9 protein-coding genes and 1 pseudogene are annotated in these 13562 nt (G+C 71.6%); 5 read left to right on the plus strand and 5 right to left on the minus strand.

Going from position 1 to position 13562, the window contains the following annotated elements:
* The first annotated feature begins 181 nt into the window (after positions 1–181).
* From rpsP to HQM25_RS07750, 4 genes are all read left to right on the plus strand, one after another.
* Positions 182–598 (plus strand): 30S ribosomal protein S16, encoded by a 417-nt coding sequence (gene rpsP / locus HQM25_RS07735; RefSeq protein ID WP_172989710.1) that lies wholly within the window; start codon positions 182–184, stop codon positions 596–598.
* Positions 598–828, plus strand: a complete 231-nt coding sequence (locus tag HQM25_RS07740; RefSeq protein ID WP_172989711.1) for an RNA-binding protein — start codon at positions 598–600, stop codon at positions 826–828. The genes rpsP and HQM25_RS07740 overlap by 1 nt, the downstream gene beginning before the upstream one ends.
* 1 nt (position 829) lies before the next feature.
* Entirely contained in the window at positions 830–1477 is a 648-nt protein-coding gene (rimM, locus tag HQM25_RS07745; RefSeq protein ID WP_172989712.1) for a ribosome maturation factor RimM, read from the plus strand.
* Positions 1478–1596: 119 nt separating this feature from the next.
* Positions 1597–5715, plus strand: coding sequence for a bifunctional nitrate reductase/sulfite reductase flavoprotein subunit alpha (locus HQM25_RS07750; RefSeq protein ID WP_217275203.1), 4119 nt, complete (start codon positions 1597–1599; stop codon positions 5713–5715).
* A gap of 221 nt (positions 5716–5936) precedes the next feature.
* Here HQM25_RS07750 and HQM25_RS07755 read toward each other — a convergent pair whose 3' ends face one another.
* Positions 5937–7358: an MFS transporter gene (locus HQM25_RS07755; RefSeq protein ID WP_172989714.1), complete on the minus strand. Its 1422-nt coding sequence runs from the start codon at positions 7356–7358 to the stop codon at positions 5937–5939.
* 171 nt (positions 7359–7529) lie between these two features.
* Between HQM25_RS07755 and trmD the strand changes: the two genes are divergently transcribed.
* Positions 7530–8210, plus strand: a complete 681-nt coding sequence (trmD, locus tag HQM25_RS07760) for a tRNA (guanosine(37)-N1)-methyltransferase TrmD (protein WP_172989715.1) — start codon at positions 7530–7532, stop codon at positions 8208–8210.
* A 1-nt stretch (position 8211) separates the two neighbouring features.
* Here the strand turns inward: trmD and HQM25_RS07765 are convergent, their stop codons facing one another.
* From HQM25_RS07765 to nirB, 4 genes and pseudogenes are all read right to left on the minus strand, one after another.
* Positions 8212–9369, minus strand: a complete 1158-nt coding sequence (locus HQM25_RS07765; RefSeq protein WP_172989716.1) for a uroporphyrinogen-III synthase — start codon at positions 9367–9369, stop codon at positions 8212–8214.
* Positions 9366–10598, minus strand: a complete 1233-nt coding sequence (cobA, locus tag HQM25_RS07770; protein ID WP_172989717.1) for a uroporphyrinogen-III C-methyltransferase — start codon at positions 10596–10598, stop codon at positions 9366–9368. The genes HQM25_RS07765 and cobA overlap by 4 nt, the downstream gene beginning before the upstream one ends.
* Positions 10595–10971 (minus strand): annotated as a pseudogene (gene nirD, locus HQM25_RS07775) (nitrite reductase small subunit NirD). The gene cobA and the pseudogene nirD overlap by 4 nt, the downstream one beginning before the upstream one ends.
* Positions 10968–13544 carry a nitrite reductase large subunit NirB gene (gene nirB / locus HQM25_RS07780; protein ID WP_172989718.1) on the minus strand — a complete coding sequence of 859 codons (2577 nt, stop codon included), beginning with the start codon at positions 13542–13544 and terminating at the stop codon, positions 10968–10970. Before nirB ends, nirD begins: the two are co-directional and overlap by 4 nt.
* Between the last annotated feature and the right edge of the window lie 18 nt (positions 13545–13562).

Here is a 13562-nt window from a genome sequence, read left to right on the forward strand (position 1 = left end):
GCACGCCGGCGCGGCGGGATCGCCGGTTCGCAGCATCCATCGTCATCTGGCAGAATAGAGGGTCGGACGCCGCGCTCGACCCTCTATCCAGCGCGGAGGTCCATTCCAGAGCTTCCGCCGGGTGTGCACCCCACGCTCCAGGCGACCGGTTCATTCCGCTTTCCACACATTCAGGAGAATCGTGGCTGTCAAGATCCGACTCAAGCGCCTCGGCAAGATCCGTGCGCCCTACTACCGCATCGTCGTGGCCGACTCGCGCACCAAGCGCGATGGTCGTGTCATCGAGGAGATCGGCAAGTACCACCCCACCGAGCAGCCCTCGTTCATCGAGGTCGACTCGGACCGCGCGCAGTACTGGCTCAGCGTCGGCGCCCAGCCGACCGAGCAGGTGCTGGCCATCCTCAAGCTGACCGGCGACTGGGGCAAGTTCAAGGGCGACAAGGACGCTGTCTCGACCGTCCAGACCGCCGACGCGAAGCAGGCCTTCGAGGTCGACGCGGCCAAGAAGTCGGTCATCCAGCCCAAGGCCGAGAAGAAGGCCGAGCCGGCCGCCGCGGCTGACGAGGCTCCCGCCGCCGACGAGACCGACGCAGAGTAGTGCTCGCCGCCGCGCTCGAGCACGTCGTCAAGGGGATCGTGGATCACCCCGACGACGTCCGCATCCAGTCTTCCACCTCATCGCGCGGTGACGTGCTCGAGGTTCACGTCCACCCGGACGATCGAGGACGGGTCATCGGGCGCGGCGGCCGCACGGCCAAAGCCCTGCGCACCCTGATCAGCGCTCTCGCCGACGGACGCCGAGTGCGCGTCGACGTCGCGGACGACTGAGATGACGCAGGACAAGGCCGAACCGGCCGAGGGCTCGCGCGCCCCCGGCAAGAGCCAGAGCGGCCGTACGCAGCTTCGCGTCGGCCGGCTCGTCAAGGCCCACGGACTCAAGGGCGCCATCAAGCTCGAGCTGTACACCGACGACCCCGAGGGGCGCTTCGTCCCCGGGGCGACCTTCACCCTTCAGGTGCCGGAGTCTTCGCCGTGGCATGGCAAGCCGCTCACCGTCCGCGAGTTCAAGTGGATGAACAGCCACCCGGTGGCCTTCTTCGACGGCGTCGAGGACCGCACCGCGGCCGAGAGCCTCATCCGCGCGATCCTGTGGATCGATCAGGATGCCGAGACCGCCGCCGAGGATGACGCCTGGTACGACCACCAGCTGGTCGGCCTCGATGTCGTGCGCGACGGCGACGTCGTCGGACGCGTCGTGCGCGTGGACCACCTCCCCGCCCAGGATCTGCTGATCGTGGGTGTGCCCGGTGACGGCGCCGCCCGCGAGATCCTCGTCCCGTTCGTGAAGGCGATCGTCCCCGAGGTCGATGTCGTCGCGGGCCGCGTCGTCGTGACGCCGCCGGCAGGCCTTTTCGAAGAGCTCCCCGACGAGGACGAGCCCGTCGCGGACGAGCCGATCGCGGCCGACGAGGACTGAGACCACCAGCAGCCCTCCCGCTCGCTCACAATCGTCGCGATCGCGGCGTGGGCGAGATGTGATCTCGGGGAAACACGACGGGAAGCCGCCTGGAACCTCCGCATCCGACCATGGAACACATGGACGTGAGGACGGAGTCGACGACAGCGCCGGTGGGTGCGTCGATCGACGTGCGCACGGTCTGCTCGTACTGCGGCGTCGGCTGCGGAATCACGGTGACCACCCCCGTGGTCGCCGACGCGTTCGGCGCGATCTCGAAGGCCGTCGGCGACAAGGCCCACCCGACCAACAGCGGGCGCCTGTGCACGAAGGGCGCCACGCACGCCGATCTGATGCGCGCCCCGGGGCGCATGACGACGGCGCTCATCCGTCCCTCCCGCGGGGAGGAGCCCGTACCCGCGCCGCTGTCGACGGCGGTCGCCGAGGCCGGCAGGCGGCTGCGGGAGATCGTCGACGTCCACGGCCCGGATGCCGTCGCGGTGTACGTGTCGGGCCAGATGACGACGGAGGCCCAGTACCTTTCGAACAAGCTGGTGAAGGGGTTCCTGCGGGGGCTGCACATCGAATCGAACTCCCGCCTGTGCATGGCCTCGGCCGGAACGGGATACAAGCAGTCGCTCGGCGCCGACGGCCCACCCGGGTCCTACGAGGACTTCGATCGCGCCGATCTGTTCTTCGTGATCGGCTCGAACACGGCGGACTGCCACCCGATCCTGTTCCTGCGGATGGCGGACCGGCTGAAGCAGGGCGCGCGACTGATCGTCGTCGATCCGCGCCGCACTGCGACGGCGGAGCGCGCCGACCTGTTCCTGCAGATCCGCCCCGGCACCGACCTCGTGCTGCTGAACGGCCTGCTGCATCTCCTCGTGGCCGACGGGGCGATCGATCGCGGGTTCATCGACGCGCACACCGAAGGGTGGGAGCAGATGCCCGCCTTCCTCGCCGACTACCCGCCCGAACGGGTCGCCGCGATCACGGGGCTCGACGAGGCGGACATCCGCACGGCGGCGCGATGGATCGGCGAGGCGGGGGAGTGGATGACGCTGTGGACGATGGGGCTCAACCAGTCCACCCACGGCACCTGGAGCACCAACGCGATCTGCAACCTCCACCTGGCGACCGGGGCGATCTGCCGACCCGGCAGCGGGCCGTTCTCCCTCACCGGGCAGCCGAATGCGATGGGCGGCAGGGAGATGGGCTACATGGGCCCCGGGCTCCCCGGCCAGCGGGCCGTCTTCAGCCCCGCGGACCGCGCGTTCGCCGAAGACGTCTGGGGCCTGGAGCGCGGCACCATCCGCGACGAGGCGGGCGCGGGGACCATCGACATGTACCGGCGCATGGCCGACGGGCAGATCAAGGCCGCGTGGATCATCTGCACCAATCCCGTGGCGTCGGTCGCCAATCGCCGCACCGTCATCGAGGGGCTCGAAGCGGCGGAGCTCGTGATCGTGCAGGACGTGTACGCGGACACGGCGACCAACGCCTACGCCGACATCCTGCTCCCGGCGACGCTGTGGGTGGAGGCCGAGGGCGTCACCGTCTCCAGCGACCGGACGATGACGCTCGTGCAGAGGGCAGCGGAGCCTCCCGGTGAGGCCCAGCCGGACTGGCAGACGATCTGCCAGATCGCCCGTGCCATGGGCTTCGAGACGGGCTTCGAATACTCGTCTGCCGAAGAGGTCTTCGACGAGATCCGGCGTTTCTGGAATCCCCAGACCGGCTGGGATGTGCGCGGCGTCACCTACGACCGGCTCCGTGAAGGCCCGGTGCAGTGGCCCGCCCCGCCCGGTGACGCCGCCGCCCGGCATCCGATCCGCTACCTCAACGACGGGCGGAGTCAGACCCTCCACGTCGAAGAAGACGGGAGCGCACCCGCCCTGGCCTTCGCGACGGCGTCTCGACGTGCGCAGTTCTTCGCGCGCCCGCATCTCGCCCCCGCCGAGCAGCCCGATGACGACTACCCGTGGGTGCTGAACACGGGCCGGCTGCAGCATCAATGGCACACCATGACCAAGACCGGTCGCGTCGACAAGCTCGTGAAGCTCAACCCGAGCCCGTTCGTCGAGGTGAATCCGCAGGATGCCGAGGCGCACGGCATCGCCGAGGGCGACCAGGTGGAGGTCTCCTCCCGCCGCGGCCGCGTCGTGCTTCCGGCATCGGTGACCGACCGTGTGCGCCCCGGCACGCTGTTCGCGCCCTTCCACTGGAACGACGAGCACGGCGAGTACCTGACGGTGAACGCGGTCACCAGCGACGCCGTCGATCCGGCGTCGCTGCAGCCGGAGTTCAAGTACGCCGCGGTGGCCGTGCGTCGGGTCGGCCCGCCCGCCGACGCCGGCGGCGCGGCGCGGGCAGGACTCGCGGGCGCCGCCCGCGCTGCGATGGTGGATGCCGGTGCCCCGCCGCTCCCGGCGCCTGAGGTCACCGACGCCGAGGCGATGTTCCTCAGCGGCTTCCTGGGGGGACTGGACCGGGCCGCGGCGCCCGCGCACGCCCTCGCGGCGCTGCCGGCGACGGCCCCCGTGCGCCCGGAGGTGCGCGCGTGGTTCGAGGGGATGCTCGCCGGTCTCGCCGCGGCGGCCGCCGCCGTGCCCGCCGGGGCGGAGCCGACCGGCGACGAGGTCACGATCCTGTGGGGATCGCAGACCGGCAACGCCGAGGACATCGCGCATCGGTGCGCGGCCGCACTCGCCGAGGGCGGCATCCGGGCACGCGTGCTCGATATGTCAGGCGTGCGGGCGGCCGACCTGGTCGGGCTCGCACACCTGTTGGTGGTGACCTCGACCTTCGGCGACGGCGGCCCGCCGGACAACGGCGCGGGGCTGTGGACCGAACTGGCCGCGGAGGGCGCGCCCCTCCTCGACGGGGTGCGCTTCGCGGTGCTCGCGCTCGGCGACTCGAGCTACGACGAGTTCTGCGGTCACGGCCGCAGCATCGACGCGCGGCTTCGCGAGCTCGGGGCGAGCGCGATCCTTCCCCGCCGCGACTGCGAGCCGGATTTCGAGATCGCCGCCCACGCGTGGTTCGCCGAAGTCTCCTCCGCCCTGAACGGCAGCGCACCGCCGCCCGTCGCGACGGAGCCCGCCCCGCCGGCGACGAAGCGCCTGTTCACGCGCGCCAATCCCGTGGCATCCCCTCTCGCGACGAACGTGCTGCTCAGCGGCGCGGGGTCGCAGAAGGAGGTGCGCCAGTTCGGGTTCGACCTCTCCGAGACGGGCGCGGCCTACGAGGCCGGGGACGCGCTCGGCGTGGTCTGCGCGAACGGCCGTGGGCTCGTCGCGGAGTGGCTCGAGGCGACCGGGCTCTCGGCCCGCACGATCGTCGAGGTCGACGGCGAGGAGCGCACGCTCGCAGACGCCCTGCGCACGCGGCTCGACATCACGCGGATCACGCCGGATCTGCTCGCGTTCCTGGCGGAGCGTTCGCAGAGCTCGACCCTGGCGACGCTGCTGCGCCGCGAGAACAAGGCGCGGCTGGAACAGCACCTGTGGAGCACGCAGGGCATCGATCTCGCCCGCGATTTCCCCGCCCGCGCCACCGCGCAGGAGTGGGTCGATGTGCTGCCGCGCCTGCAGCCGCGGCAGTACTCCATCTCGTCGAGTCCGAAGTCGAGCCCCGATGAGGTGCAGCTGACCGTGTCGGTGGTGCGATTCACCACCGATTCGGGGCGCTCCCGCGGCGGTGTGTGCTCGACCTTCCTCGCTGACGGCCCCGACGCTCACGAGCGCGCGCGGGCGCGCGTGCCCCTGTATCTGCAGCGATCGGCGAGCTTCCGGCCCCCCGCCGCCGCCGACACCCCGATGATCATGATCGGTCCGGGCACCGGGGTCGCCCCGTTCCGCGCCTTCCTGCACGACCGGCGCGCCGACGGCCACACCGGTCGCAACTGGCTCTTCTTCGGCGAGCAGCACGAGGCGACCGACTTCTATTACCGCGACGAGCTGCACGCGATGCGCGACGACGGGTTCCTCACGCGACTGGACGTGGCGTTCTCCCGCGATCAGCGCCAGAAGATCTACGTGCAGGACCGCATGATCGAGCACGGCGCCGAACTCTGGCGCTGGCTGCAGGAGGGCGCCCACCTGTATGTCTGCGGAGACGCGGCGCGCATGGCCCCCGATGTGGATGCTGCGCTCGTGCGGATCGCGCAGCAGCACGGTGCCCTCACCGATGACCAGGCGCAGGAGTACAAGCGCCGGCTCACGGCCGACAAGCGCTACGTCCGCGACGTCTACTGATCGCCCGCGGCCCGCGCGCCCGCCGCCTTTCTGCGCGCCCGCGGCCTTCTGCGCGCCCGCGGCGTTCGGTGGCCTGACCCAGTGGCCGATCGGCCACTGCTCCTGCGCGCCCGCATCAGCCGGCGACGGCGAGCCGCGGCGGGGCTGAGCGTGCCGCGGGGAGCGCACACGGCACACGAACGGGCCGCACCCGGAGGTGCGGCCCGTTCGGTCGGTGGGCCTCAGATGCGCTGGCCCGCCAGCGCGCGCCGCGGGATGACGTACGCGAACACGGTGACCAGCAGCAGCGCGACGTACACCCCGACGAACCCGTAGAACGCGGCCGTGTAGGAGCCCGTGGTCAGCTGCGAGGCATTGAGCACCTGCGGGACGAGGAAGCCGCCGTACGCGCCGATCGCGGAGATGAGTCCGAGCGAGGCGGCGGACTTGCGCTGCCACGCGATCGCGGCGGTGCTCCCGGGCTCAGCGCCGGTCGCCTGCGCCCGGGCGGCGAAGATGTTCGGGATCATGCGGTACGTAGAGCCGTTGCCGATGCCGGTGGCCGCGAACAGCACGAGGAAGCAGCCGAGGAAGACCCAGAAGCTCTGCAGGGGCAGGGTCCACACCAGTGCGAGGGCGCCGGAGGCCATGACCGCGAATGCGGCCACCGTCACGCGGGCGCCGCCGAAGCGGTCGGCGAGCTTCCCGCCGTAGGGGCGCGCGAGTGACCCGACGAGCGCGCCGAGGAACGCCAGGCCCACGGCGGTCGAACCGATCTGGATCGTCGAGAACGCCGGGAACTGGTCGGCGATCAGCTTGGGGAAGACGCTCGCGAAGCCGATGAACGATCCGAACGTGCCGATGTACATCACCGCCATGAGCCACAGGTGGGGTTCGCGCAGCGCTGCCGCCGATCCCGCGAAGTCCGCCTTCGCCGAGGACAGGTTGTCCATGAAGCGCCACGCGCCCCAGATCGCGACGAGGATGAGCGGGATCCACATCCAGCCGGCGAGGGCGATGTTCAGTGTCGCCCCGGCGCCGATGGTGACGGCGATGGGGACGGCGAACTGTGCGACCGACGTGCCGAGGTTGCCGCCCGCGGCGTTGAGCCCGAGCGCCCAGCCCTTCTCCTTCTGCGGGAAGAAGTAGGTGATGTTGGCCATGGAGCTCGCGAAGTTGCCGCCGCCGACGCCGCCGAGCGCGGCGACCAGCAGGAGCACGCCGAAGGGGGTGTCCGGGTTCTGCACGACGAATCCGAGGAGCGTGGCGGGGATGAGCAGCAGCGCGGCCGAGACGATCGTCCAGTTGCGGCCGCCGAAGATCGCGACCATGAACGTGTAGGGGAAGCGCAGGGTCGCGCCCACGAGGCTGGGCAGCGAGATCAGCCAGAACAGCTCGGAGCTGGAGAGCGTGAAGCCGGCCGCCGGCAGCATCACGACGACGATGCTCCACAGCTGCCAGATGATGAAGCCGAGGAACTCGGCGAAGATCGACCAGCCGAGGTTCCGGCGGGCGATCGGGCGGCCTTCGGACTCCCAGAACTGCTCGTCCTCGGGGTTCCAGCCGTCGACCCAACGGCCGGGACGGTGGGTGAGGGTGACGGACGAGACGGATGCGGGTGGAGCTGCGGCAGTCGTCGTCGACGGAGTGACGGTGGTGGTCATGACGCCTCCAGGTGAGGTGGGTGGGTGACTTCCACGCTAGGAAGCGCGTGTTTCCGCCCGCAGACCACCGCGGTTACTTCTCCGTCACACCTCCGTCACGCGTGCGGACCGGCATCGGTTAGGGCTTCGTCACGAATCGGAAACATGGGGTGGATGCCTAGACTCGTCGTCATGCGCATCGACATCGTCACGATCTTCCCGGGCTTCTTCGATGTGCTCGACGTCTCGCTCATCGGGAAGGCCCGCGACCGCGGCATCCTGAGCATGCACGTGCACGATCTGCGCGGGTGGACCCACGATCGGCACCGCACCGTCGACGACACCCCGTACGGCGGCGGTGCGGGGATGGTCATGAAGCCGGAGCCCTGGGGCGAGGCGCTCGACGAAGTGCTCACCGACGATGCCGTGCTGCTGGTGCCCTCGCCCGCCGGCGAGCGGTTCACCCAGCGGATGGCGCGCGACCTGGCGCAGGAGCAGCACCTCGTGTTCGCGTGCGGCCGCTACGAGGGCATCGACCAGCGGGTGGTCGACCACTACGCCGATCGCGGTCGGGTGCGGCTGGTCAGCCTCGGGGACTACGTGCTCAATGGGGGCGAGGTCGCGGCGATGGCGGTCATCGAAGCGGTGTCGCGCCTGGTGCCGGGTGTCGTGGGCAATCCCGAGAGCCTGGTCGAGGAGTCGCACGAGGACGGGATGCTCGAGTACCCCAGCTACACGAAGCCCGCCGTGTGGCGCGGGCTGAAGGTGCCCCCCGTGCTGCTGAGCGGCAACCACGGTGCGGTCGCGGCCTGGCGGCGCGAGCAGAGCCTGGAGCGCACGCGCGTCCACCGCCCGGACCTGCTCGCCGAGTGAATCAGTCGTCGGGATCGAGCACGTTGAGCCGGTAGCCGCGCTTGACGACGGTCTTGATGAGATCGGGCACGCCGAAGGCCTCGCGGACGCGGGCGACGGCCATCTCCACCGCGTGCGTGTTCTCGCCCGAGCGGGGCAGCGCCGCCTGGAGCCGGGCGCGGGAGACCACGCCCCCCTTCGCCGCGAACAGCGCCGCGAGAACGTCGGTGCCGGTGCGCGAGAGCGTGATGCGCGCCCCGTCGAGCACGGCGCCGGAGCTCCGCAGCTCCAGCCGCCCGGCCGCGGTGTCCAGCGCCGCCGCGTGGCCGCCGCCGAAGTGCGTCACGACCGACCGCACCAGCGAGCCCAGCCGTCCGCGTTCGGCCTGAAGGGGCTCGATGCCGACGGCCACCAGGGGACTCGCGGTGATCGGTCCGACGGCCGCCATCAGCACCCGGCCGGATGCCGCGTGCTCCACGATCTCCTCGAGCACACCCTCGCGCGCCGCGGCGGCGAGCCATTCCGCCGCACCGGGTGCCGAGGTGAACAGGACCGCGTCGATCTCACCGGCCGCGGTGGCCGTCACCGAGCGCGCCACGACGGCGTCGTCGGGCGGCGGCCCCCATCGGTAGACGGTCAGGCTCACGACCTCGGCCCCGTGGCCGTCGAAGAGCTCGTCGAGTCCGTCGGCGCCCGAGCCGTGGTGCTGGACGGCGATGCGGCGACCGGCGACGCCTTCGGCGAGCAGGTACTCGCCGAGCTCGATCGAGGTCTCCGACTCCGCCACCCAGTCCGCCGCGAGCCCCGCCTGCTGGATCGCCCCTCGCGCCTTGGGTCCACGCGCGACGATCTGCGCGCCGTCGAGAGCCGCGTGGAGGTCGTCGAGGAGACCCGCCTCGTCGGCGGCCTCCATCCACCCGCGGAAGCCGACGCCGGTGGTGGCGACCACGACGTCGGGCGGGTGGGCGATGAGTTCGCGGGTGCGCGCGATGAGCGCCTCGTCGTCGGTGTGGGGGACGATCGTGAGCGCCGGCGCCCGGCGCACCTGAGCGCCGTGGCGCTCCAGCGCCGCGGCGAGCTCGTTCGAGCGCCTGTCGACGGCGATGACGACGGTGCACCCGTCCAGGGCTGCGGAGAGCGCGGGACGGGGGGTGGATCGGGATGCTGCGGGTGTGGTCACCGGTGCTCGTCACCTGTCAGGACGGGGAGGGGGAGGAGGAGATCGGCGCGCGCGACATCGCCGATCACGATCACGGCGGGGTTGCGAACCCCCTGCGCGCGTGCGACGCGATCGGCGTCGGCGATCGTGGTGCGCGTCGTGCGCTGTGAGGACGTGTGCCCGCTCTCGACGATGGCCACGGGGCGATCGGCGGGCACTCCGGCCGCGCGGGCCGCGGCCGCCAGGCGCGGGAGTGCCGCGACGCCCATCAGCACCACGGTGGTCACCGACGGGTCCGCCAGCGCGGCGATCGTGGACGGGGAGGTCTCGGCTTGGCCGTTGACCACATGGATGCCCGCGGCAGTGCCGCGATGGGTGACGGGGATCCCCGCGGACTGAGGCACCGAGACGACGCTGGTGAGTCCGGGAACGACCTCGACGGGGATGCCGGCGGCGTGGCACGCGGCGACCTCCTCGCCGCCGCGGCCGTACACGAACGGATCCCCGCCCTTGAGTCTCACGACCCGCTTTCCCGCCCGCGCGTGCTCCACGAGAAGCGCGTTGATCTCCTCCTGGGGCACCGGGTGGTGCCCGGGGGCCTTCCCGACGTCGATGATCTCGACATCGGGATCGAGATCATCGAGCACATCGGTAGGGCCCAGGCGGTCGGCCACCACCACGTCGGCTTCGGCGAGCAGCCGCCGACCGCGCACGGTGATCAGGTCGGTCGGCCCGGGTCCGCCCCCGACGAGGTCGACGCGCCCGGCGGCGCTGCGCCGTCGGCGGCGCACCGGCAGGGCTCCATCGCGCAGGAGGGCCGCGATCGCGTCGCGCACTCCGGCGGCACGGCGAGGGTCGACGCCCGCGTCCGAGACGATGCCGACGACGACGTCGCCGGAGCGCGTCTCGGCGGCCAGGCGCGCGCTGCCGTGCGCGCCGTCGGATGCATTCACGCAGAGCACCCGGCGGCGCTCGCACCAGCCGGCGACGCGCGCGTCGACCCGCGGGTCGCCGGTCGCGGTGTGGGCGAGCCAGGCGCCGGCGAGGTCGCCGGCGCGCGCACGACGTCGCACCCATACGACCCCGTGGTCGTCGATCAGCGCGCGCACGGCCTCGCACACCTCCGGCGCGACCACGCGCGGGCGCGCGCCGTCGGCGAGGAGCCGCTCCAGCCGCCGTGCGGTGACGGGACCGCCGCCGATGAGCACGACGGTGCGCCCCGCGAGAGAGACTCCGAGCAGTGTGGTCATGCCGACTCCCATCGCACGAAGACCGAGCCGTCGGTGACAGTTGCGGGCCACACCCGCAGCGCGAGGGGTCCTTGCCCTGCGTGTCGAGGCAGACGCCGGTGCGCAGGTCGAAGACCTGCTTGTACATGGGCGAGGCGACCGTGGGCGCGTCCTGGCGCGTTCCGACGATGCCGCGCGAGATCACGTGCGCACCGCTGTACGGATCGAGGTTCGACACCGCGTGCACCCGTCCGCTGTGCAGGAGGAAGAGGGCGATCTGCGTGTCGCCGAGGAGCGCGGCGCGACCGCGCTCGACCTCGAGCTCCGTGACGGCGCACACGCGCACCCAGCCCGGGGTGGCGGCCTCGGCGGTCTGCGGCTCGGCGATGGTCATCGTCGCACCTCCAGGGTCGTTCCGGCGATCAGGACTCCGCCGGCGCGCTCCTCCGACGTGGCGGGCCGCACCTGCCCGCGCTCGGGCACATAGGCCAGCGAGGGGTCGGGAGTGGCGGGCGCGTTGACGAACGACGCGAAGCGACGGAGCTTGTCGGGATCCTTCAGCGTCGCGGCCCACTCGTCCTCGTAGGAGTCGATGTGAGCGGACATCGCCGCGTCCAGGTCCGCGCAGATGCCGAGGCTGTCGTCGAAGATCACGGCGCGCAGCTCCTCGAGACCGCCCTCGAGGTCCTCGAACCACGGCGCGGTGCGCTGGAGCCGGTCGGCGGTGAAGATGTAGTACATCAGGAAGCGGTCGATCGCCTGGAGGAGCTCCGCGTCGCTGAGGCCCTCAGCCAGCAGCACGGCGTGGCGGGGCGTGAAGCCGCCGTTGCCGCCCACGTACATGTTCCAGCCGGCCTCGGTGGCGATGACCCCGACGTCTTTGCCGCGCGCCTCGGCGCACTCACGGGCGCATCCCGAGACGCCCAGCTTGAGCTTGTGCGGAGAGCGCAGGCCCCGATAGCGCAGCTCGAGCTGCACGGCCATTCCGACCGAGTCCTGCACGCCGTACCGGCACCACGTCGAGCCGACGCAGGACTTCACCGTGCGCAGCGACTTGCCGTAGGCGTGGCCGGATTCCATGCCGGCCTCGACGAGGCGCTTCCAGATCGCCGGCAGCTGCTCCAGGCGCGCGCCGAACATGTCGATGCGCTGTCCGCCGGTGATCTTCGTGTACAGCCCGAAGTCCTTCGCGACCTGACCGATCACCAGCAGCCCTTCGGGAGTGATCTCGCCGCCGGGGATGCGCGGCACGACCGAGTAGCTGCCGTCCTTCTGCAGGTTCGCCATGACGTGGTCGTTCGTGTCCTGCAGGGTCGCGTTCTCCCCGTCGAGCACGTGACCGCGCACGAGGGTGGCGAGGATGCTGGCGAGGGCGGGCTTGCAGATGTCGCACCCGCGCCCCTGACCGAAGCGCTGGATGACGGCGCTGAAGGTCGTCAGTCCCGAGACGCGGACAGCGTCGAAGAGCTGTCGCCGCGACATGTCGAAGTGCTCGCAGAGGGCGTTCGAGAGCGTGGCTCCGGCCTTGGCCAGTTCGGTGCCGACGATCTTCTTGACCATCGTGACGCACGAGCCGCACGCGGCGCCCGCTTTCGTGCACGCCTTCACTGCGGTGACATCGGTGCACCCCTCGTCGTGGACGGCGTGCCGGATCGTGCCCGCTGTCACGCTGTTGCACGAGCAGACGAGCGCCTCGTCGGGGAGATCTCCGGTGGGCGCCGCCACGCCGCCATCGGGCAGGAGGTAGGCGGCCGGGTCGCCGCCCAGGGCACCACCCACGAGCGGGCGCAGGGAGCCGTACGCGGAGGCGTCGCCGACGAGGATGCCGCCCAGCAGCGTCTTCGCGTCGTCGGAGAGCACGAGCTTCTTGTACGCGCCGGCGACGGGGTCGGCGTAGACGACATCGAGCGCGCCGGGCGTCTCGGCGAATGCGTCGCCGAAGCTGGCGACGTCGACCCCGGAGAGCTTGAGCTTGGTCGACAGGTCGTAGCCGGGGAAGGATGCCTCGCCGCCGAGCAGGCGGGTGGCGGCGACCTCCGCCATCGCGTAGCCGGGGGCGACCAGGCCCACGGCCATGCCGTCGAAGCTGGCGACCTCGCCGACGGCGAGGATGCGCGGGTCGGCGGTGCGGCACTGCGCGTCGATCAGCACGCCGCCGCGGGGGTGCACACCCAGGTCCGCCCGGCGGGCGAGCTCGTCGCGGGGGCGCACCCCGACGGTGAAGACGACCACATCGGTCTGCGCGTAGGTGCCGTCGCGGAACTCGAGCCCTCCGACCTGCCCGGTCCCGTCGGGATCGAGGCGCGTGGTGACCGAACCGGTGCGCACCGCGATGCCCCGGCTCTCGATGAGGCGGCGCAGCGCCGCCCCGGCGGGCAGATCGAGCTGTGCGGACATCAGGCGATCGGAGGACTGCACGACCGTGCACGCGACGTCGAGCCCCTGGAGGGCACCGGCGGCCTCGAGACCGAGCAGACCGCCGCCGATCACTGTGCCGACGAGAGGACGCCCGAGCTGCGCAGAGCGCCGCTGGACGAACTCGCGCAGGCTCTCGACGTCGTCGAGCGTGCGGTAGACGAAGCACCCGGGAAGATCGAATCCGTCGACGGCCAGGCGCGCTGCGTACGAGCCGGTGGCCAGGACGAGGTGGTCGTACGGGACGCTCAGACCCGATGCCGTGCTGACCGCGTTCGCCTCGCGGTCGATGCGCGCGACCGGATCGCCGAGCATCAGCCGCACCCGCTCGTCGGCGAGGACCTCGGCATCGAGGGCGAGGTCGTCCGGGGTCGCGCCGGCGAAGAACGACGTGAGCCCGACACGGTCGTAGGGGCCCCGAGGCTCCTCGCCGATCACGGTCACGCGCCACGTGTCGTCGGCCCGCGAGAGCAGGCTCTCCACGAACCGGTGCGCGACCATTCCCGCTCCCACCACCACGATGTGGGGTCCTGTGGTGGCGCCGAGGCTCATGTCGCCACGGTACGCGGG

The sequence above is a fragment of the Microbacterium hominis genome, from assembly GCF_013282805.1.
Taxonomy (GTDB): domain Bacteria; phylum Actinomycetota; class Actinomycetes; order Actinomycetales; family Microbacteriaceae; genus Microbacterium; species Microbacterium hominis_B.